At 56.9% G+C, this 22,746-nt stretch carries 15 protein-coding genes; 8 read left to right on the top strand and 7 right to left on the bottom strand.

Annotated elements, in window-relative coordinates; genetic code table 11:
- Positions 1-2: 2 nt before the first annotated feature.
- Positions 3-740 carry a sulfite exporter TauE/SafE family protein gene (locus M5M_RS09575; protein ID WP_015047286.1) on the bottom strand — a complete coding sequence of 246 codons (738 nt, stop codon included), beginning with the start codon at positions 738-740 and terminating at the stop codon, positions 3-5.
- The gene (locus tag M5M_RS09570; RefSeq protein ID WP_015047285.1) at positions 740-1,447 is read right to left on the bottom strand and encodes a pirin family protein; all 708 of its coding nucleotides are present in this window, start codon (positions 1,445-1,447) and stop codon (positions 740-742) included. Before M5M_RS09570 ends, M5M_RS09575 begins: the two co-directional genes overlap by 1 nt.
- 326 nt (positions 1,448-1,773) lie before the next feature.
- On the opposite strand from M5M_RS09570, the gene M5M_RS09565 reads away from it, so the two are divergent.
- From M5M_RS09565 to M5M_RS09535, 7 genes are all read left to right on the top strand, one after another.
- Entirely contained in the window at positions 1,774-2,166 is a 393-nt protein-coding gene (locus M5M_RS09565; RefSeq protein ID WP_244431072.1) for a BlaI/MecI/CopY family transcriptional regulator, read from the top strand.
- Positions 2,159-3,616 (top strand): M23/M56 family metallopeptidase, encoded by a 1,458-nt coding sequence (locus M5M_RS19505; RefSeq protein ID WP_015047283.1) that lies wholly within the window; start codon positions 2,159-2,161, stop codon positions 3,614-3,616. The genes M5M_RS09565 and M5M_RS19505 overlap by 8 nt, the downstream gene beginning before the upstream one ends.
- Before the next feature lie 24 nt (positions 3,617-3,640).
- Positions 3,641-4,186, top strand: coding sequence for an adenylyltransferase/cytidyltransferase family protein (locus tag M5M_RS09555; protein WP_015047282.1), 546 nt, complete (start codon positions 3,641-3,643; stop codon positions 4,184-4,186).
- A gap of 119 nt (positions 4,187-4,305) precedes the next feature.
- Positions 4,306-4,959 (top strand): flagellar brake protein, encoded by a 654-nt coding sequence (locus tag M5M_RS09550; protein WP_015047281.1) that lies wholly within the window; start codon positions 4,306-4,308, stop codon positions 4,957-4,959.
- Between the two features lie 267 nt (positions 4,960-5,226).
- Positions 5,227-9,564, top strand: coding sequence for an alpha-1,6-glucosidase domain-containing protein (locus M5M_RS09545; protein ID WP_015047280.1), 4,338 nt, complete (start codon positions 5,227-5,229; stop codon positions 9,562-9,564).
- 64 nt (positions 9,565-9,628) lie between these two features.
- Entirely contained in the window at positions 9,629-12,535 is a 2,907-nt protein-coding gene (locus tag M5M_RS09540; protein ID WP_015047279.1) for a TonB-dependent receptor, read from the top strand.
- Positions 12,536-12,637: 102 nt separating this feature from the next.
- Complete coding sequence (locus M5M_RS09535) at positions 12,638-14,116, top strand: tryptophan halogenase family protein (RefSeq protein WP_015047278.1); 1,479 nt, start codon at positions 12,638-12,640, stop codon at positions 14,114-14,116.
- A 56-nt stretch (positions 14,117-14,172) separates the two neighbouring features.
- Here M5M_RS09535 and M5M_RS09530 read toward each other — a convergent pair whose 3' ends face one another.
- A complete protein-coding gene (locus M5M_RS09530; RefSeq protein WP_015047277.1) occupies positions 14,173-15,636 on the bottom strand; it encodes an MFS transporter in 1,464 nt (487 codons plus the stop codon).
- A gap of 99 nt (positions 15,637-15,735) precedes the next feature.
- Positions 15,736-17,403, bottom strand: a complete 1,668-nt coding sequence (locus tag M5M_RS09525; RefSeq protein WP_015047276.1) for an alpha-amylase family glycosyl hydrolase — start codon at positions 17,401-17,403, stop codon at positions 15,736-15,738.
- 376 nt (positions 17,404-17,779) lie between these two features.
- Between M5M_RS09525 and M5M_RS09520 the strand changes: the two genes are divergently transcribed.
- Complete coding sequence (locus M5M_RS09520) at positions 17,780-19,402, top strand: alpha-amylase family glycosyl hydrolase (RefSeq protein WP_015047275.1); 1,623 nt, start codon at positions 17,780-17,782, stop codon at positions 19,400-19,402.
- Between the two features lie 285 nt (positions 19,403-19,687).
- Here the strand turns inward: M5M_RS09520 and mrtJ are convergent, their stop codons facing one another.
- Genes mrtJ through M5M_RS09505 form a run of 3 tightly spaced genes read right to left on the bottom strand, consistent with a single transcriptional unit; the run spans position 19,688 to position 22,494 of the window.
- The gene (mrtJ, locus tag M5M_RS09515; RefSeq protein ID WP_144062425.1) at positions 19,688-20,143 is read right to left on the bottom strand and encodes a JDVT-CTERM system glutamic-type intramembrane protease MrtJ; all 456 of its coding nucleotides are present in this window, start codon (positions 20,141-20,143) and stop codon (positions 19,688-19,690) included.
- On the bottom strand, positions 20,136-21,779 hold the full coding sequence (locus tag M5M_RS09510; RefSeq protein WP_015047273.1) for a M4 family metallopeptidase: 1,644 nt from the start codon (positions 21,777-21,779) through the stop codon (positions 20,136-20,138). Before M5M_RS09510 ends, mrtJ begins: the two co-directional genes overlap by 8 nt.
- Positions 21,780-21,789: 10 nt before the next feature.
- Complete coding sequence (locus M5M_RS09505) at positions 21,790-22,494, bottom strand: zinc metalloproteinase aureolysin (protein WP_015047272.1); 705 nt, start codon at positions 22,492-22,494, stop codon at positions 21,790-21,792.
- Between the last annotated feature and the right edge of the window lie 252 nt (positions 22,495-22,746).

Genomic DNA, 22,746 nt, shown 5'->3' with positions numbered 1-22,746 from the left:
TGCTAGGCTGCCAACCATTTCCATAGCAGTAACACGCCACTGATCACCAGCAGCCCCCGGATAAGGCTGACAAACTGCGTATCGGAAACGCGCTGTTGCAAGCGCTTACCGAGCCACACACCTAAAAAGGCGAAGGGCAGTAACAAGACGCCACAGAGCAATAATGGCAGCGACCACATCTGGTTGATCGTATAGGGCAGCAGCTTGGCAATATTCACTACCGCAAAAAACACCGCAGCCAATGCCAGCCATTGGGCTTTGGGTAATTGTTTTGACAAAAAATAAATCGTTATGGGCGGGCCGCCTGCGTGCAGCAGGGTGCTGCTGATGCCCGCCAGAGTGCCCCATAACCAAGCGGCGCCCGGCATTTTTGCCAGCCAGGGCGTGAGCTTGTGCCACAGCGCGAACACCAGACAAAACAGCGCCAGTGCCAATTGCAGATACCGGTTGTCCAGCTGCCCCAAGGCAATGCCCGCGAGGCTGACGCCTACCAATGCACTCAGCACAATGGGGATCAGCAGTTGGCTGTTGGCCAGCGCACGTCGGTAAAGCGCAAGGGTGTTGGCGTCCATCACCAGCAGCAGAGGTAACATCAGCGCGGCTGCGGCCGGTACCGGCATCACCAGCGCCAGCAAGGGCACGGCCACCACACCCGCGCCACCGGCCAAACCGGATTTCGATATGCCGGTCAGTGTCACGCCGAGTGCGGCCAGCAGCCAGAAGAGCGGGTCGGCGGGCATCAGGCGGCTGCCGGCAAATCAAACCAGAGTGCGGTCAGTTTGCCCTCCGCGGCTGTAACGCTCAGCTTTTCCTGATAGGCGCCCAGTGCATCGCCAGCGTTCAGCGCCAGTTTTTCATCGCCATTGGCGATTTCTGCGCGACCGTCGATGAGGTGCAGATAGCCTGGGCGTTGGCGGGTATCCAGGTCAATGGCTGCACCGGGCTCAAGCACCAAACGATAGATGCTGGCATCCTGTTGCAGGGTCAGTGAGTCGCCGCGGCCGTCGGGTGTCACCAGTGGCGTGAGTGGGGCGGTTTGCGCAATGGCTTTCTGTTCATAACCGGGCGCAATGCCGCGCTGATTCGGCTGAATCCAGATCTGCAGAAAGCGCAACGGCTCGGTGGCTGAATAGTTGTATTCCGAGTGGGTTATACCCGTGCCTGCGCTCATGCGCTGCACTTCGCCCGCGGGCACGACGAACGCGTTACCCATGCTGTCCTTGTGGGCAATGGCGCCTTCCAGAATGTAGGAAATGATCTCCATGTCCCTGTGGCCGTGAGTGTCAAACCCGGCGCCCGGCTTTACCTGGTCATCGTTGATCACCCTGAGTGCGGAAAAACCCATGTGTTCAGGGTCGTAGTAGTGGCCAAATGAAAAGGAGTGTTTGCTGTCCAGCCAGCCGAAACTGGCCCTGCCGCGGCTCGATGAAGGTCGATGGTAAAGCATATGGGGCACCTCGCCTGATTGATGGCATGCAGCTTACCGCTGTGCGACAGCAGTGTATAACGGAGAATATTGCGCTTATTGATCAAATAATTTGAATTTTTGGTAATTGATTAACCTGAGATCTGATGGGAAATGGTTATTGAGTGGATTAAAGGATGAAAAATATTGATGTGCCTTGCAGCTCTGTCGCGGCGTCCAGTCAACCCGGATATTCTGCTGTACTGGCATGGGCGCTGATCTGGTAGTTGCATGGGTTTGTTGAATGCGTTTGTTGCAATCATGCGACATATGTCGCATGATTGCCACTCTGTTTCCAGCCGCATGTCATGTCGAGGTTAAACACCATGGAATCCACCAAGCCGTCTGCCACCGAGCTGACACTAATGAAGGCGCTCTGGCGTCAGTCGCCTCTGAGTGCCCGGGAAGTGCATGAGCGCGTGGCGCCAGAGCTGCAGTGGTCGTTCTCCTCCACCCGCAAAACCCTGGACCGGATGCTGGATAAAGCGTTGATCCGTGCCGGCGAAGTGCATGGCATCAAAGTGTTCAGCGCGGCGCAAAGCAAAGTGCAAACGCTGGCCGCGCTGGCCAAGGATTTTTCGCGCACAGTACTCGAGGTGAAGGGGCCGTTACCGGTGGCAATGTTTGCCGACAGCGCGTTGCTGAGTCCGGATGAAATCGAAGACCTTGAGCGTTTACTCGAGGCCAACGATCATGATTGAGTGGCACAGTCTTGTTGGTGCCATTGGGTGGTTTTGTTGTTGCTTTCTGGCTTTTTCGGCTCTGGTGATGGCGGCCGCCCGATGGGCCGAGTCGCGCTGGGAGGCAACGGCGGCCTGGCGACGGTTCTGGATGTTTGCCGTGCTCATGTGCTGGTTGCCCGGCGTGCTGGGGTTGTTACCTGTGCCCGTACTGGTTGAGCCCGTCGTCCAGCTGCCGCCGTTGATGACAGAGGGCGCAGGCAGGTGGGAAGTGGCGCTCGGCGAACCGGTGGCGAGGCAGCCAGGCAAGGCTGTATTGCCCCTGCTATTTACCCTGTTGGTTGGCCTGGTCGCTCTGATCGGTGGCTTTCGTTTCGTGCGGGTATTGGCAGGTGTCTGGCACCTGAATCGTCACTTTAATGTGTCGGCTTCCGGCCCTGTGCCGGCGCGCGCGCAAACGCTGTGCCGTCGCTTGTCGCGTGCCACCGGTGTTCGCATCGTGTTTGCCCGGCACAAGGTGTCGCCTTTTGTATTCGGGCTGGTCAGGCCGCGTTTGGTTATGAGCTATGCCAGCCTTGAGGCGTTGGATTTCAGTGCCCTGCAATTAGTCTTGCGGCACGAGTGGGTTCACATCAAGCGGCGGGATCACCAATGGGTGCTGGTGCTGCACCTGTTGTCGGCGCTGGCCTGGTTTAATCCTTTCTACCTGCGTTTGAATCGCCAGCTGCTGGCGGCGATTGAGCTGGACTGCGACGCGACCGTGTTGCGTAAACGGCCCGGCAAGTCCGCGCTCTATGCCCGTACTCTGTTGGCGTTAATTACCCAGACTTCCGCAGTACCTGCGCCCGTTATGCCGGCGTTTCATTCCCCAACCCATAAGGACATCAAAATGCGTTTAGGTCGGATTGTCAGAAAAAGCCCCGGTGTGTCTCGTCATCAGCAGTGGTGGTTTGGTGCAGGCGCCGGTTCTCTCTTGTGCGCGAGTGTAGTGCTGCAACCCTTGATCGCGGTGGCGGATGAAATGCGCGAGGTGGTGTTTCAGCATCCGGTACCCAGCGCGCGGGTCAGTTCGTCTTTTGGACAGAAAACCGAGCGCTTTCACAATGGCATCGATCTCGCGATTGCCAAAGGGACACCCATTGTCGCCGCTGCTGACGGTCGGGTGCTGGTATCCACCGACGTGTACGGCAATCGGGTTAACTATGGCAAGCTGATCATTATTGAGCACGCCAACGGTCTGCGTTCATTGTATTCGCATCTGGACAGCCGGGTGGTGGCGGCGGGTGACAATGTCAGTGCCGGGCAATTGATCGGCGCCGTGGGCGAAACCGGTAAAGTCACCGGCCCGCATTTGCATTTCGAAATACTGTCGGGCGATGATCGGCTGGACCCCGCCCGTTTCATTGATTTTCCGGTCAAGCCAGCTGCGCGAGCGGCGCTTGCCGATGAACGCATGCCGCGCGTCTATTGATCGGCCGGTTAATCGGGAACAAGCATGACTGAAAAAATTGCCGTGTATGGTGCCGCGTTCAACCCTCCGCATGCAGGCCATCTGGATGCCATCGCACAGTTGTTGGCGCAGGTGGACCGCGTGCTGGTGGTGCCGTCCTATCGCCATGCGTTTGGCAAAACCATGGCGCCCTTTGCGCAGCGGGTGGCCATGGTAAAGGCCGCGCTCGCGTCGGTTTCTTTGCCACCGACGCGGGTTGAAGTGGATCTGAGTGAACAGCGGTTAGCGGCAGCGAAAGCCGCGGAAGATCCCATCTACTCCTGGGATCTTTTACAAGAGACCCAGCAGCGGCATCCGGATGCCCGGATCTGCCTGGCGATAGGTCCCGATAACGCCAATCCAGCCCAATGGCAAAAATTTTACCGACACGAGGATATCGATGCGCGCTGGCAAACGCTGGTGGTGGAAGAGCGGGTCAATGTGCGTTCAAGCGCAGTGCGCGACGCGATTGCGGCCGGCGCATCGGTGCCTGTCGCACTTTTGCCCGCTGAGGTAGCGCAGTTGATCGACCAGTTCGGGCTATACCGGTAGTTGGCCTTCGCCGGGAAGGCATCCCTGGGTGGGGCTGCCGGTCACAGCGCTGGCAGGTCATACCGGAAACCCCCAGGTTCCTGTTCTACACTTCAGGGATTACCCCCTGTGAGTTGTGCATGAACTTTGAAGATCTCCAGCTGAAGCCCGGTACCGTGATGCAACTGGATCTGGACTTGGCAGATGGCACCCGTGCGACCTGTCGTTTTGTGGGCTATATCAAAAACCGGGCCCTGCTGGTGACACTACCCGCGTCCGAGCAGGCGGTTGAGGTTCTGGCTGAACAGGGGATGGCAGACGTGCACGTGTTTTCCCAAGCGGCTAACGCCGCCATGCTGTTTACCGCCCCGATTCTGGGTGCGACCCAGGCGCCTGTGCCGGTGCTTTGGTTGGGCTACCCCGCCATGGTAATGCGTGATGAAAGCCGCAAGGCCGAGCGGGTGGCCGTGCAACTGGAAACCCGGGTGCTGTTGGCGCAGGCGTGCGATGCCAAAATTATTGATCTCAGCATTTCCGGATGCTGCCTGGAAGTGGCTGAGCCGGTCGGAGCCATCGGCGATCAGTTGACGCTCGAGGTGAAATTTCCCCTGCCGGAAGGCATCAGGCAAGCCAAAGTCACAGCGGTTATTCGCGCCGTGTTGCGGGCGCCGGACACTGAAAACGCCAACGTTCAACTGGGTATGGCGTTCGATCGGCTGAGCGAACCGGGCAAGGCTCTTTTACAGGCGTGTATCGATTTTTCCAAAAACAGCCCGGCCGGTCATACTGGCTAGCAGCCTGCAAGTACTCCCACATCAGTTATTCCCCGAAAAACATTGCGCTGTTTACCGAACGGCGATCCCCGCGCGACATTATTTGAAAGGCATGCCCTATTGCATACGTATGCAGCCCTATACATACGTATGCAATCCATTGCGGCACGTTCGTGCTGCCTCTTAGACTGGGTTTAAGTGGGGGAGCAGTGCGCAAGCTGCGCACCTGAGATTGCGCCGTAGTGTGCGCGCAATGCCCTATAAAAATAACATTACACGGAGAAAACCATGTCCCAGTCCCGCCGATTGCTGGGATTGTCGGCACTCACCGTTGCACTGCTGGCTATGGCCGGGTGTAAAACGGATGTGTCCGGCGATCAAAGCGAATTGCTGACCTGTTCCAATAATCTAATTCCCAATGATGCTGGCACCATGTGTGTGGAACGGCCTTTGGTGTGCCCGGATGGCCAGGTGCCGGATGATGACGGCGCGATGTGCGTGGATGCACCCTTTGCCGGACCGGATCCGCTGTACTTCCCTGCAGCGGATGAGGCGGTGATCTACTTTAACCGTCAGCACATCGATCAGGCTTATGGCGATTGGGTTTTGCATCTCTGGAATTCAGGTTGCACTGGCGGCTGGGCTTCGCAGGTTACCGCTACCGATACCGCGCCAACCAACTGGCCTGATGGTCCCTCCGTGAATGGCGCTGGTGTTGATCCCATCTACGGTGCTTATTGGGTGTTGAACATTCAGGATGCATCTACCTGCGGCAACTGGATTGTGCATAACACCGCCGGCGACAACCAGACCAATGATTACTCTTTGTCGCTGAGTGGCAACACCAAATTTGCCCGCATGGCGTTTGTGATTGCCAACGACGATCTGCGCACGTCACGCGTGAGTATGGGTTTGCCAATTTGCATTAACGATGTGTGTGAGGCTGCTGAGCCGCCTGCACGTGCCATGCGCAATGCCGCGGCACACTGGATTGATGCCACCACACTGGTGTGGAATACCGATGGCAGTGCCGATGGTCTGTTTGCGGCCGAAACCGGTGGTCTGGATCAGGATGCCGAAGGCAACATCATCAACAGCACCTTGTCAGCAACGCTTGCGCCTACAACGCTTACGTCAGAGCAAGCAGCGCGCGTGCCTCATCTGGCCAACTGGGCTGCGTTTTCCGTGGAAGGGCTGAGCGCCGAACAGGTTAAAACTGCCACCAAAGGTCAGATCTGGGTAACCGGCACCGATGCCGGTGGCAATCTGATTGGCACCGAGGTGCAGTCGGCGCGCTTGCTGGATGCGCTCTACACCATGGGCGACAACGATGCCGACGAAGCGGATCTGGGTGTGGTTTATGAGGGTGGCAATATCACCGTATCGGTGTGGGCTCCCACCGCGCACAATGTGCGTTTGAAAGTCTTCAACGATGCATCGCCCAAGCGTTTGCTGGATACCGTGGACATGACGTTGGATAGCGCCACCGGTATCTGGTCCTACACCGACAGCATAGAGCGCCTGGATCGTCGGTTCTACCGTTTTTCTGCGAGTGTATATGACCGCGAAAATGATCTGGTCGCCACCGTAGAATCCACCGATCCCTACTCAGTGGGCGCGGCCGAGCGTGCGCACTATTCACAATTTGTAAACCTGGATGACGCCGATACCCAACCCGACGGTTGGGGTACTGTGGCGACGCCCATGATTGCCAACCCGGAAGCCGCGGTTATTTACGAAGGCCACGTGCGCGATTTTTCTATTCTGGATGCGTCCACCAGCGCCGCCAATCGCGGCAAATACCTGGCATTCACCGAATCCGGTTCGGTACCCATGCAGCACCTGGCTGAGCTGAAAGCCTCGGGCCTGACCCATTTCCACGCGCTGCCAACGGCGGACATCGGTACCATTGATGAAGTGGAAGCCGCGCGCGTAGACGTGACCGACACGGTGGCCAAACTGTGCAATGTGGAGCCATCGGCGCCCGTGTGTGGCGTGGAGTCGGATACAGCAACGATTTTGTCTGTGCTGCAAAGCTACGATCCCACCACCAATGCGGCCCGCGATCTGGTGGAATCCCTGCGGGGTTACGATGGCTTTAACTGGGGCTACGACCCCGTGTTGTACAACGTGCCGGAAGGTTCTTATGCCTCCGATGCGGATGGCATCGCGCGTATCAAAGAGTTGCGCGCCATGAACCAGGCGCTCAATGCCATGGGGCTGCGCACGGTGATGGATGTGGTGTACAACCACACCAGTGGCGCCGGTCTGATTTACGCCTCGTCTACCTTCGACAAACTGGTGCCGGGCTACTACTACCGCCGCGATCCGGTGAGTGGTGCCATCGAGACAGTTTCCTGCTGTAACGATACCGCGCCTGAGAACGTGATGTTCGGTAAGTTTGTCAAAGACAGTTTGCTGCATTGGGCAACCCAATACGGCTACAACGATTTCCGTTTTGACCTGATGACATTCCTGCCCAAGCAATTGGTGGTTGATTCACTGGCCGCAGTGCAGGCAGTGAATCCGGATACCTATTTCTACGGCGAAGGCTGGAACATGGGTGGCAGTTCTGAGGGCGATGCGATTTTCGAGCGCGCAGAACAGTTCAACATGGCCGGCACCGGCGTGGGTACGTTTAACGATCGCATGCGCGATCCCATGCGTTATCTTGCACTGATCAAAGGTGAAAACGTTGACCGTATCCGTATCGGTCTGGCGGGTAACCTGAAGTCTTACGAAATCTATAACGCCGCCAGCGAAAAGGTCACGGCCGACACCATCGGTGCTTATACCGAGGATCCGCAGGAAAGCGTGAACTACGTGTCCAAGCACGATAACGAAACCTTGTGGGACATGATCCAGAAAGAAGGTGCGGTATCGGTGGATATGAGCGCGGCTGATCGCGCACGCATCCAGAACCTGACGCTCTCCATGAATATGCTGAGCCAGGGCGTGCCCTTCTTCCACATGGGTTCCGATCTGTTGCGTTCCAAATCTATGGATCGCAACACCTATGACGCCGGTGATTGGTATAACTACGTGGACTTCACGCAGAACACCAACAACTGGGCCATCGGCATGCCATTGGATCGCGGTGACACCAGCGAAGAATGGATCATCAGCCAGTTCAATAACATGAGCACCAAGCCGGTGGCGGCGGATATACAGCTGGCCAGCGACGTGTTCAATGAATTCCTGCGCATTGCCCAAGGCTCGCCGTTATTCAGTCTGGCCACGGCGCAGGATGTGAGCGACCGGGTGGGCTTCCACAATACCGGCAGTCAGCAGATCAAAGGCATCATTGCCATGAGCATTGATGACGGCCTTGGGCTGACCGATCTGGATGCCAACGCCGATGCCCTGATGGTGGTGTTCAACGGTAATGGCTCGGAAAAATCCATTGCCGTTCGCACGGCCAGTGGTTTCAGCCTGCACCCGGTGCAGGCGGCCAGCGCTGATGCCGTTGTACGCAGCGCGAGCTTCAGCGAAGAAGTGCGCGATGAAGACGGTGAAAATGTTACCTACGGTACCTTCACTGTACCGGCCTACACCACTGCGGTATTTGTGAAAACCCAGGCGGGCGCGCAGGGCGAAGGCCTGGCGGCGGATGCCACCGTGCCGGCGGCGGGGACCATAGAAAATCCCTATACCGCAACGCCCTATTTGCGTGGCGATATGAATGGATGGTCCACCAACGATCCGTTCATCTACAACGGCGATGGCAGCTTTACTGTGTTTGCCAACCTGACCGCGGGTACCAGCTACAGCTTCAAGTTTGCCTCTGAAGATTGGGGCACAGTGAACTTTGGTGCACAGAATGCGGGTGAAAGCGCAGTCCAGTTGGGCGTCGCAAAAACCCTCGCCCGCACCAACGATAATCTGAGTTTTACGCCAACAGAAACGGCTGAATACCGCTTCACCATTGTGGCGACTAACTCAGAGGCGCCCGTACTGACCGTGACTAAAGGTGACGTCTACGACAATGCCATCTTCCTGAAAGGCGGTATGAACGGCTGGGGCGACGTGGATGAAATGGTGTACGTCGGCAAAGGCTTGTACCGCGTCAGCTTCAATCTGGCGGCGGGTAATTACGAGTTCAAGATTGCCGACAGTAGCTGGAGTGCGCCGAACATTGGTGCCGGTGAAGCCGGTGACACCATCGCCGTGGCGTCCAGCCTGCGCATCGAAGTGGCGGGCAATCCGGGCAACCTGAAGTTGGCCATTGCCGATGCGGGTGATTACACCTTCACACTGGATACCCGTGATTCACAAAAGCCCACGCTGCATCTGGTGCCAGCCGCCCGCTTTACCGTGCCGGTGTTTGTGCGCGGTTCGATGAACGGCTGGAGTGAAGATGATCAGATGACAGAAATCGCCACCAACGTGTATCAGGTCGACATTGCGCTCACCGCAGGCGGCTATGAGTGGAAGGTGGCGAGTGCCGACTGGAGCACGGTGGATCGCACGGCCAATGGCTCGGTAAAACTGTATCAGCCCACAGCCTTTATCCCCGGCGCGGGTCAAAGCAACTCCACCTTGCAGGTGGGTGCTGACACAAGCTTGCGATTTACCCTGGATGCCAACTTTGGTGATCCGCTGATGACAATTACTGTGGCCCCTTAATGGGCTGCCGGGCCGGCCTTGTGCCGGCCCCGAACGGTGTAAACAATAATTTGAGGAAACACCAATGAAAACATTCAGTAAGAAGCCGCTGGCGCTGTTAATTGGCGCGGCTCTATTGGCGGGCGGTCAGCTGACCACCGCTCAGGAAAACGATCAGGAAGCACTGGAAACCTTAGAAGAAATTGAGGTGGTGGGTATCCGCCGCTCGATTCAGAATGCGCTCGATATCAAGCGCGACGCGGATACCATTGTGGAAGCAATCTCTGCGGCCGATATGGGCGGTCTGCCCGATATGTCCATCGCCGATTCACTGGCGCGTTTACCCGGCGTGACCTTTGACCGCACCGGCGGCCAGGCGGGCCGGATTCAGTTGCGAGGCATGGGCGCGGGTTTCGTCTTTTCTACCATGAATGGTCGCGAACAGGTGACCACGGACACCCGCGGTACACGTGAAATTGATTTTAGTCAGTATCCATCAGAGTTGCTGTCGACCGTTGCAGTGTATAAGTCTCCCAAAGCCTCGCTGATCGAAGGCGGTGTGGCGGGTACAGTGGATATGCGTACCGCCAATCCTCTGGACAATGCCGAAACACACAAAACCTTTGTCAGTTTGCGCGGCTCTTACAATGATCGCGCTGACGATGTTGTGGACGCCGATGCGTTTGGTAACCGCTTTACCCTGTCATACATGGGCAAGTTTCTGGACGATACGCTGGGTGTCGGGCTCGGGTATGCGCATCTGAAACAAGCTAATGCCGCCACTGAATCGATCGGCCTGACCTATTCATTGTATGAGGATCCCGGTCATGCAGCGGATGGAAAGCGCCTGAGTGAAGGCTTCGAGTTCCAGCAAAACGGTGGCGTTGATGAGCGCGATGGCTTTGTAGGAACCCTGGTGTTTGAACCGACGGATAACTTCACGGCGAAAGGTGATTTGTTTTATTCCAAATTTGATACCACTACGTTCGCCAGTGGATTCCGGGTCAATAATTTCCGCGATGGTGAGCTGAGTAATATCATTTCTCAGGGCGATATCGTGACTGGTGGTGTGGTTGCTACCAACCCGGCAACACCGGAGCGGATCAATTTCCAGGTTATCAATGATGACTCGTCTGAGTCAGCCGAAATACTGTCCGGCGGTCTCAATCTGGAGTACCGTGGGGAAGGTTGGCAGGTGTCGCTGGACTATGCCCACTCGGAATCTGAGGCCTTTGAAACCGACGGTATTTCACGCTCTCACCTTTACAATGCGGTTGATGACGGCAACGGCAATATCTCCTGGGAGCGCGACGGCGATCAACAGCTTGTCTGGCAGAATGATGGCCTTACTATTCCCAATGTCGCGTTCAATTCAGATTACACCGATTTGGATCGCTTGCGCCTGACCAGTTATGAAGTCTATCCACACCTGAGTGATGATCGGTCGGATGCATTGCGGCTGGACGGCAAGCTCGATGTGGATTGGGGGCCAGTGGTGTCGCTGGAAGCCGGCGTTCGCGTGTCTGAGCGCAGGTATCATCAATCGCGGCAGGTATTTGTATACGATGGCAATGGCACCGGTGAATACGCCACAGATTTGAGCCTGGCCATTCTCCCCGCTGATGTAGAGTCTGTGAGCTGGGCCGGAGAATTTGCGCATTTCCCGGCATTTCCTGCGGTAAATTCCCAGGCCATTTTTGATCGTGCTGTCGCCGCCGGGCTGGTTCTGGATAAAAATGGCAATCCCCGGGACATAACGCCAAAAGCGCGCTGGGGTGAAAACCGCTCCTGGTCTATGCGTGAGCGAGCCGATGTGGAAGAGGACGTTAAAGCGCTATACCTGATGGCGAATCTGGATATGGAAGTCGCAGGTAAAGCACTTACCGGTAACGTTGGCGTACGCATAGTGGATACCGAACAGTACTCCACCGGACTTATTCCGTTGGAGCTGACCGCTGATCCGCTGCAACCGTCTGATGTGGTATTGGACGAACTGGGTGAATCGAATCTGGATTACGGCCAGGATCTGAAAATTGAGCGGGCTGGCGAGAAATACCGCAAAGTGCTGCCGAGCCTGAACCTCAATTACGCGTTAACCGAGAATGACAACCTCCGTTTCAGCTTTGCCAAAGTGATGTCGCGTGCCCCCATCGCACAATTGGCCAATGTGAAAAATGGTTCTGTGTCAGAAACGGCCCCCAGCTCTGGTTTGGCCCGTTATGATTTGAATCAGGGCAGTAACCCGTTCCTCAGACCATTTGAGGCCGACCAAGTGGATCTGTCTTACGAACACTATTTTGAAGACGGTGATGGCGCGGTTGTGGTCGCGGTTTATAACAAAGATGTCAAAAACCGTATTCAAACGGTGACCTACCAGGATTTCTTTGTCGAAGCCTATCTGGACGCGGGTATTCCACGGCCTGATTACCTCTATATTGAAACGCCTGGCGAGCTACCCCGTGAAGTGCCCGTTGTACAAGGCGACTACACGTTGGCGACCAACAATGACGAAGGTGGTTATATCCGTGGTGCCGAACTGGCATACACACAAACCTTCTCCATGTTGCCCGCACCCTTTGATGGGCTGGGGTTGAGTGCCGGTTACGCCTATGTTGACAGTGAAATCACCACGCCCAGCATCTTTACTGATGAACCGGGTGCAGTCACTGACTTCCCTGGCTTGTCACCACATTCCGGCAATCTGATGCTGTTCTATACGTTTGAGAATTTCGAAACCCGGTTGTCTGGCGTGTATCAGAGTACCCGCACCGACGAGGTGGTGGGCATTAATGTGAATCCAACGATTCGCCATGCTTCTACCGTGTGGGACTATCAGGCCAGCTACAAATTCGATTTCGGTATGGACCTGGTGTTCTCCATCAATAACCTGACCGATGAACCCAACGTGGGTTATTTCGGCTCCAAGGATGCAACCGGCACCATCTCTTATTTTGGTCGCCAATACTATCTGGGTGTGAATTACTCCTTCTGATCAGGTAGTTTGCTCGTCGGCCCCGTTCTGTTCTGGCGGGGCCTTTTTATTTGTGTGATACGCTGATAGGCACACTTTTTCGCAACGGCAAGGGCCCGTCTGATGAAACACATCGCAATCGTTGGCGGCGGCACCGCGGGCTGGATGGCGGCAGTGTTGTTTGCCCACATCTGGCGGGATTTTTCCGTGACGCTGGTGGAGGCGCCGGATATTCCTACCGTGGGTGTGGGCGAGGGCTCCACACCGGCACTGAAAAAGTATTTTGATTTTCTGGGTATTGCGGAAAGCGAGTGGATGGCGGCAACCGGCGCCACCTATAAAACCGGTATCCGATTTGCCGGTTGGTCGGGTCGGGCAGATTATCCCGATTATTTCCATGCCTTTGACAGCGCACTGGATTTGCACACCGAGCCCGCATTTCTCTACAACTGCGACATGCGCCGCCTGGGTATCGCAGTGCAAGCACATCCCGATGACTACTTTATTAATGCCCGTCTGGCCGCTGAAAACCGCGTACCGGTACCCGACCGGCAGTTTCCCTTTGCCACCGGTTATGGTTATCACTTTGATGCCGGCCGTCTGGCGGGCTACCTGAGTCAGCAGGCAGCAGCGCGCGGTGTGCTTCATTCGCGTGCGCGGGTAACCGGTGTGCCGGTGGATGCATCCGGTATCGCTCGGTTACAGCTCGATTCGGGCGAGACCCTGGTGGCGGATTTGTATGTAGACTGCACCGGATTTTCGGCGCATTTATTGCAGGGGGCATTGGCCGAACCCTTTGTCAGTTATGAAGATCAGCTGCTTAACGACCGCGCGGTGGTCATCGGGTTGGCGCCCGAATCACCCGCGCCGGTGTATACCCGGGCCGAGGCCGCCGACTGCGGCTGGATCTGGAAAATTCCCCTCGCCCACAGAACCGGCTACGGTTATGTCTATTCCTCCCGTTTCTGTTCGCCGGCGCAAGCCGAGCAAAGCTTGCGCCGCCACCTGGGTGTAACCGACGCTGTGCCCGCCCGGCATCTGACCATGCGGGTGGGGCGGCGCGCACGCCACTGGGTAAAGAACTGTCTGGCCCTGGGATTATCGCAAGGTTTTATCGAGCCGCTTGAGGCCACCGCACTCAATCTGGTGCAAACCACTATTGAGCAGTTTGCCGATTCCTGGGAATTGAGTGATTTTACGGATACCCAGCGACAAGCATTTAATCAGCGGGTGAATGATCATTTTGACGGTGTGCGGGATTATATCGTGGCGCACTATCTGGCCAGTGCACGACGGGACACGCCTTACTGGCAAGCGGCAACGGCTGTGCCTGCATCGGATCCACTGGCACCGCTGCTACAAGCCTGGCATCAGGCCGGCGACTTGCGCTTGCTGTTAAAGCAACCGCAATACGACCGGTTTTACGCGCCCATGTCCTGGTACAGCCTGTTGAGTGGCTATGGCTGTTTTCTGCCAGGTGATCAGCTCCGGCCAGGCTCAGACAAGGCCAATCGCTTTCCCGTTCAAACGATCAGGCAGTTTCTGAGCGCCTGCGCCACGCATTATCCTGGCGTGGGGTCAGACTCCACGATACACCAATAAAAAAGCCGCGCATTGCGCGGCTTTTTTTGTAAGCATCGTCGTAAGCACCAAGGCAATCAGCGACTGGCTTCAGGCTCTTTGACAAAGATCACCGAAACAGCGCCCGCCAGCATGGCACCGCCGGCCAGCATGATGATGTTGATGGCCTGATTGTCGAACACGCTGTGCAGAATCCAGCCGGCAAACAAACCGGACACAATTTGCGGTGCCGCGATAGTGAAGTTGAAAATGCCCATGTACACGCCCATTTTATCGGCCGGCAAACTGTCGGACAGAATCGCATAGGGCATGGCGAGGATGGCGGCCCAGGCAATGCCCACGCCGATCATGGGCAGCATCAGGCCGAGCGCGCCGCTGGGTACGGTAATCTGAGTAACGCCCAGGTTTACGCTGGTAGCATCGCCACCCTGGAATAACATGAAGCTCATGTAACCCACGCCACCGGCCGCGAGCGAAAACGCGTAGATGGCTTTGCGGCCGAACTGACGCGCCAACCGGGTAAGCACAACCGAAAAGATGGCGGCAAACAGGGAGTAGCCGGCAAACAGGATGCCGACCCAATCGCCCGCCGCGCCTTTGGCCTGTGCGATGTGAGCAGGAATTTCGCCCACGCTGTGCAGGTAGTCCGGGTCAAACCATTTGGCTTCCACGCCCCACACGTATTGGGTAATGGCCGGTGTGGTATATACCCACATGATAAACAGGGCGAACCAGCTGAAAAATTGCACGATGGCCAGTTGGCGCATGGTGGTGGGCATCTGCGGGAAAAGCGCGAAAAAGCCTTTCAGTTTTTCCATCAGCGGCTTGGGTGCCTGGGCTTTTTTCAGCGCGTCTGCGTCAAGCCCCTTGTAAGCGGCATATTCGTCTGGCGCGTACTCTTTGGTGCGGATCACTGTCCACAGCACACTGACAAATAAAATGGTGGCGCCGATGTAAAACGCCCAGGTGACCGACGGCGCGACCTCGCCTACTTTGGAGGCGTTATCCAGGCCGATCACATTGGTCAGCAGGAATGGAAGGATTGAACCAAACACGGCGCCGATATTGATCAGCAGTGATTGGATGGAGTAGCCCAGCGTGCGTTGCTCGCTCGGCACCATATCGGCCACCAGCGCACGGAAGGGTTGCATGGTGACGTTAAAGGCGCCGTCCATCAGCGCCAGCATCAGGCCACCAAATAACATGGGTGCCATGAGCGAGACAAACAGGGGCGCGTTTGGCATCAGCAGCATGCCGAGCGCAGCGGCAATGGCACCGCCGAGGATAAATGGCCGACGGCGACCCAGGCGATTCCAGGTGCGATCGGACGCGGCACCCACGATGGGTTGTACCAACAGCCCCATAACCGGCGCGGCCAGCCAGAACAGGGAAAGTGCGTGCAGATCAGCGCCCAGATCGGACAGTACGCGGCTTACGTTGGCGTTTTGCAGGGCAAAGCCGAATTGCACGCCGAGAAAGCCGAAGCTCACATTCCACACCTGCCAGAACGGCAAGACCGGTTGTTGTTTGTTTGTGCTCATACAGGAAGGACCTATGGTTTGTTATCGCTTATTGTAGTTTTGTTTACCGCCAGTAAAAAAAGATGGGCCAGAATCTGGCCCTAAGCGGTGCATATCCGGTTAATTCAGCAGTTGGCGCAATTCGGCGTCGATCGCGCCGTGTTTGATCCAGACCTGCACGCTGTGCGGCGCCAGCGTTTGTTGTAACTTGTCTTGTACCTGCAGGGTCTCGCCGGTGAGGGCATTTTTCCATTCGCCCTGCGCGAGCCCCTGGCTTACGGACAGGGCCTGTGGTTGGTCACCTTTGTTGAGCAACACCAGCGCGGTTTGCTGAATGCCGTCGGCGTCCAATACCCGATAGAAGGCCGCGGTATCCTGAGTGAAGGCCAGGTTGTGCTGTAACCCCCGTTGCAACGCCGGCGTGGTTTTGCGGACGTGGGCGATGTTTTTCAGTTCGGCGAAAATGCGATGCTTGCGCGCCTTTTCGATATTTTCAACGCCGTAATAATTGCGCGAGCCCTGGTGCTCTTTCATCCCGCGTTCAAAACCCATTTCCGAGCCGTAATAAATCTGCGGAATACCCCGGTTGGTAAAAATAAAGTTGTTGGCATCGATGAAGCCTTCATCGCTGGCGTCGAGACGCTGCACATCATGGTTGTCGTAGAAGGTCACCAGCTCGTACACATTGTGGTAGGGGCCGTCTGTCAGATACATGGCCTCCAGCGCTTTGCTGTAGGGCGCCTGTTCCTGTCCGAACATGGCGAACATGGCCTGTTGCATGGGGAAATCCAGTACGCTCACGCCACCGTTTTCCGGCAGGGTGTGTTGAGCAATGAATTCGGCGTCATAATTCCACGATTCGCCAAACAGGAAATAGCCCGGGTGTTCGGCGCGGATGCGGTCGGTCACGGTTTTCCAGAAATGGTGAGGCACGTGTTTGATGGTATCGATGCGAATGGCATCGGCACCCTGGTCGATCCATTGCAAGTAGGAGCCCACCAGATAGTCCACGACAGCCGGGTTGTTTTCATCGAAGTCTGACAGTTGCGCCACATCCGGTTTGCGGTTGAAAAAATGATGCAAAGGCTCATCGTCGCTCAATTGTTCCGGATGGATGTTCTGGTGGTCGGCCACCAGCGCGCCGGATGCGTCGAACAATTTGCCAAAATTGCTGATCTGCTCGGGAGCGCTGTACGAGGGCGATCCGTGATTGCCGACGATATCGAGTACGGTTTTCAGGTTGTAGGTGTCTTTCAGTTGCCGGTTCAGCTGGCGATAATCCAGATCGGCAGAGGGCAGGTGTTCATCCAGCGCGTAGAAATTCACGCCCCAGTAGCCATGAAAGCCGGTTTTTCCGCCGTCGCCCCACTGGTCGTAGCCCACCGGGTCACCGCCGTTAAAAGCGGCGTCGGGGTTGTCCACAATCGGTGTCATCCACACCGCAGTAAAGCCCATGTCGGTAATGAAATCCGCGTGGTTGAGCAGACCTTTGAAATCGCCGCCCATGTAGCCTACGTTGGCACTGCGGCCGTTCGGGCCGTCGAAGTGCCGGTGAAAACTGTGCCAGCGCCCGTCGCCGATCTCGCGCCCCTGATCTTCAAAGTTGTTGCTGCTGTCACCGTCCACAAAGCGATCGGTGAGCACGAAGTAAATGGCTTCAGAGGCCCAGGGTTCGTCGGTGCCAATCAGCGGCAATGTTGTACTGGGTGCGGCGGTGCTTGGCGCCTTGCTGCCACAGGCAGCCAGGGCAATGGAAGTTGCCAGAAGGGCGGGGCGGATTATTTTCATTGTTGCTCCGAAAACGCTGAAACCAGGATTGTCAGTCGGGTCATCGCAGGAGGGTGAAGAAAAAATGCCCGCCCGGCAAGGTGCTGCCATGGGCGGGTTTCAAGGACGAGAGGACTAACAATCACAATCGGTGTTTAGGTTATGACAAAAGCGGCTTTGGCTGCCAATTTCAGGGCGGCAATACATACGTATTCATCGCTTGCACGGGCGTGATAAGTGGCCCGCACCCCATGCATACGTATGTAGTCCCTTGCTGGTGCGAGAGAGCGCCCTGTATGTTTGTGCCATGTACAACAATAACGGAGCAGCGGGTTGTTGAGACGGTCTGTGAGGACCACAGACAACGCTGCCGTATGGTCAGGTTTTCGAGGTTTTTATGTCTTCAGTGTCGGATCAGGCCCCCTGGTGGCGGGGCGCGGTGATCTATCAGGTGTACCCACGCAGTCTCATGGATGCCAACAATGATGGTGTGGGCGATATCCGCGGCATTATCAGTAAGTTGGACTACATCGCCTCGCTGGGTGTGGACGCTATCTGGATTTCGCCGTTCTTCAAATCGCCCATGCGCGATTTCGGTTACGACATCAGTGATTACCGCGACGTGGACCCGCTGTTTGGCAGCCTGGGCGATCTGGATGAGCTGATTGCCGAGGCCCACGACCGCAACATCAAGATCATGATTGACCAGGTATTGAGCCATACCAGCGACCAGCACGCCTGGTTCCAGGAAAGTCGCGAAAGCCGCGATAATCCCAAGGCCGATTGGTACGTGTGGGCTGACGCCAAGCCCGATGGCACGGCGCCCAACAACTGGCTGTCTATTTTTGGCGGCTGCGGTTGGGAATGGGAGCCTCGCCGGGGCCAGTACTATCTGCATAACTTTCTGAAAAGCCAACCGGATCTGAACTTCCATAACCCCGAGGTTCAGGCCCAGATACTGTCTGAAGTGGAGTTCTGGCTGAAGCGTGGCGTCGACGGCTTGCGTCTGGATGCCATCAGTTTCTGTTTCCACGACAAAGACCTGCGCGATAACCCGGCCAAGCCGGCAGATCAGCGTCAGGGGCGCGGTTTCAGTGAAGATAATCCCTACGCGTTCCAGTACCACTATTACAACAACGATCTGCCTGAGAACATCGGGTTTCTCGAGCAGTTGCGCGCGCTGTGTGACCGTTACCCGGGTGTGGTGACCTTGGGTGAGATCTCCTCGGAAGACAGTCTGGCCACCATGGCCAAATACACCGAAGGCAACAAGCGCCTGCACATGGCCTACAGCTTTGAGTTGCTGGTGCCGGAATTCTGCGCCAGACATATCCGTACCACCGTCGAAAACCTGGAAGCCAGCCTCAATGACGGCTGGCCCTGTTGGTCGCTATCCAACCATGATGTGGTGCGGGTGATGAGCCGCTGGGGGGGAGGATTCAACCCAACGCTGGGCAAGACATTGCACGCACTGGTGGCTGCGCTGCGTGGCAGTGTGTGTTACTACCAGGGTGAAGAACTGGGGCTGGTGGAAGCGGATATTGCTTACGAAGACCTGCAGGACCCCTACGGCATTACCTTCTGGCCGAATTTCAAAGGCCGCGATGGTTGCCGCACCCCTATGCCCTGGCAGTCTGACGCGCCCCACGCGGGATTCAGTGCAGAGAAGCCGTGGTTGCCCGTGCCCGATAGCCATCGCACCCTGGCCGTGAACCTGCAGGACCAGGATCCGCACTCCATGCTGAACTTCTTCCGCCACTTTATGGCCTGGCGTAAACAACAGCCTCTGCTCACCCAGGGTGACATTGCCTTTGATGATGCGCCAGACGGCTGCTTGCTGATCAGGCGGTCTATGGCGGATGGTCAGGTGATGCGGGCGGCCTTTAACCTCACGGCTGAGCCGGTCACCTTACAGGTACCCGATCAATCAGCCTTGCTCCCGGATTCTGGACTGACCGGCGCTGAGCTTTCAGCCGGCCAGTTGAGTTTGCCCGCCTTCGGCGGTGCGTTTATTGCGTAAGCCTTATGTTCTCTCTTGTACTTTTTTGAGTACTCTCGTCACTGGCCCGGCACTCCCGGGCTTTTTTTATGTACAGGATGTACGGTATGCCGCGGGCGCAGGGAAGCGCAGGAGCGGCGTGCTGACATTCACTGCCCAATGAGTTCAGTTCACGATCAATACTGACAGAAATGCCGGTTTTGCAGGAGCAAAAACCGTGGTCCGACACATCGGCGTATGCCGACAGGAGTCATGGCGACGGTCCGACGCTTCGGTCGGCGTGTTCAAATTCACTGCCCAATGAAATTAATGCGCGATCAGCCCCGGTAAAAAAAAGCCCGCATTGAAGGCCATGTGCATGGCAATCGGTGCACCCAGCTTGCCCCGATTGGACTCTGCTGCGTGGCCGAACAACAGAGATGGAATGAATACGCCCACGGTCAGCGGCGAGGGGCCGCGGCTGGCCACATGTGCCAGCGCAAACAGTGCCGATGTGGCCATGTTGGCCAGACTCAGCTGTTGCCAGCGCGCGCGCCAGTGGCGGGCAATCAGGGGTTGGACCAGCCCCCGGAACACAATCTCCTCCAGCAGGGGAAAGAGAATGACCAGCAGCACCAGCTGGAATGGCGTCAGGGAGACGGGCATCCAGGCACCGAGGGCCAGCGCCACCAAGGTGCCGACCACAGTGCAAATGCGCCAGGTGGATTGGCGCCAGAAAGGTAAAGCGTCTGGCGCCGGTGCGGGGACGTCTGGTTCAGACAATGCGACGGCGGACCAGTGTCACCAGTGCCAGCAGGAGCAGTAAATACAGCGTGGGGTCGATATCGCCATCGGGGTTGCCCAGCGCACAACCGCCACCGCCGCTGCTACTGCCACAGCTTTTGCCGAAAATAGTGCCGCCATTGCAGTCGGCTTTGCTTTCGCTGACACCCACGGCCTCCCAGGCTTTGCGGGTTTGTTCAACCGCATTGTCACCGTAGTTGGCTGCAGCGGAAATCATGCCCGCCTTGGCGCCGGCAAAATCCACATTTGAGGTCCAGTAGTTGTGCAGCGCATCGGTGGCGATCTGCAGCGCAACATCCGCGCCGATGCCTTGCACTTCAATGCCGTTGTGCGTGCCACCGGCAGCGAGCAGGTAGAACATCTTGTTGGCCACACCGCTGTTGGTGTGAACACCGCAGTAGTCGTTCACACAGATATCCGGGGTAGAACAGGACACGGTATCGGTGGGCTGCCAGTTTTCGCCCTGATAAGTATCGGGGTCGCCGAATCGCGCCGGATTGGCCAGATCGCGTATCAGGGCAACGCCTTCACCCATGGTCCAGTTGTCTTCGCCGTTGGCCAGTTCAACCGCTACGCCCATCCAATCCGAGTAGGCCTCGTTCAGTGCACCGGACTCGCGTGCGTAGGTGAGATTTACCGCGCGATCAGAGATGGCATGACCCCATTCGTGCGCGGTGACATCGAGCGCGGCGGCCAGGCTGTTGGCGTAGTAATTGCCGGAACGGGCGCTGGTGAAATCGCGCGGAGTGAAGACAATTTCATAGCCATTCCAGAACGCGTTGTAGAGCGAGCCGGCGGGAATGACTTCGCCACAGAAAGTTGCAGGCGCCGGTGGGAAAGGCGCATTGGTCAGCGCGTCCATGGTGGCGCTGTTATTGTCAAAACTGTTGAAGCCCAGCACTGACTGCCAGTAGTCGTAGACCTTGCCGGAGTTCATCAACGCGTCGAGCAGCTCCGATTGGGCGCTGGTGTTGTAAACGCCATCGCTGTCCTTCGGGTTGTCCGACAGGAACAGGTCGTTGGCAGACCAATAGCCAAACACCCGGCGCGCGGTAATGGCGCTGGTATCACTCATCTGGCCGGCGTTGGGGTTGTCATTAATGCCCTCCATGCTGGCGCGTCGGCTGATATCGCGCAGCATAAATCCACCGCCGTCAGCGGTCTGGGTGGTGGGTACCGCGCTGTAGCTTTCGCCCAGTTGGCCATTGCCTGAACCGAATTGCAGAGTCTCTGACGTGGCCCTGATGGCGACGATGCTGGGTGGCGTGTACTCGCAGTTTTCTATGGCGTAAATCGCGGCTGAAATTTTACCGTCGCTGGCCTTGTCTACCACCACCGAGGCGACACTGGTATCTGGTGCGGCAACGGCCTGCTCAAAGGAGCCCGAGGTCGGTTGCTGGGCGCCATTGTTCACCAGCAATACGCAGCAGCTTTTACTGGCACTGGTAGGGCAGGTGTTCTGCGCATTGAAGCCGATTTCATAGCTGTTACCGGCGGTGCCGTCAAAACTGAATTGGGCGATATTGCCTTTGCTCAGGCTATCGGCATGGGCGGCGCCAGCGGCGAGCAGCGCGCCCGCGAAAAGCAGGCCGGCGCTTGAAAAAATGTAATGCATGGGGCTTTCCTCAGCGACGGAAGGGAATGGGATGGCGCAGGGTGTTCTGCACGTCTATCAGGGCGCCGGTTTCCGCATCCAGCCAGTAACTGAATCTGTCGATGCCGTTCTCGGGGTTTAAATCCAGGTGCCAACGCACGTGGGGAGCTTCATTGAACAGCCATTGTTTGGCGGACAGCAAACGCAATTGATCGGGCGTGGTATTGCGCAGCGTTGCCACCGCTGCCAGGGCGTCGGCCTCGCTGATGCGCGGGCGCTGGCTGGCCATGTGGGTTTCCAGCGCTGGCGACAGTTGAACGATCTCGCCATTGACGCTGGTCATATTGCCGGCGGAGTCAAAATGGACCAGCACTTCCATGTCTTTCACCGGAATGCCGGCCAGGGTGCGGTAAAAACGCAAATGCTGATTGCCAAAGGCATCGGTGTTTTGCTTGTGCAGCACCAGATCGCCGGCACCTGCGCCCAGCATTGTCTGGTGATCCCAGAAAAACGCCCTGGCCTTGCTCAGCAGCGAGTCGGCGGCGCCTTCGCGCGCGGCTTTCTGTACTGCCTGAGAGGTGGGGGTGATGGGCCCCTGGATCTGGAACAGTCCGTGGGCTTGTCCTTGTGCGTTGGTATCCATGCGCATGACCTGATTGGGTGTGGCGGCAGAGGCCTGCGTACCCAAAGTGGCCGTTACCACTATCGTGGCGGCCAACAGTTTAACCTTGTTCATATGTACTACATCACCTGAGCAAATAATTGCCAATTTTGAATCACACCATATGACGGAGGGGAACGAAAGCCCCTTACCCGGATTTTCGATCGTCGGTTAGTTTTACGGTGGCCTCAACGCATTGGCCCGATGGATTCGGCCAAGGGCTGAAATTCATGCTTTAGGGTGTCGGATAACTTAACACTCTGACTTTATCTAATGCTTTGTAATTGCTTTAACTGTTTGATGTCTAAGCGTTTTCTATATGTGGTC

The sequence above is a fragment of the Simiduia agarivorans SA1 = DSM 21679 genome, from assembly GCF_000305785.2.
GTDB classification, from domain to species: Bacteria; Pseudomonadota; Gammaproteobacteria; order Pseudomonadales; family Cellvibrionaceae; genus Simiduia; species Simiduia agarivorans.
The sequence above is the reverse complement of the archived record's forward strand: the minus strand, read 5'-3'. Positions and strand labels throughout refer to the sequence as shown.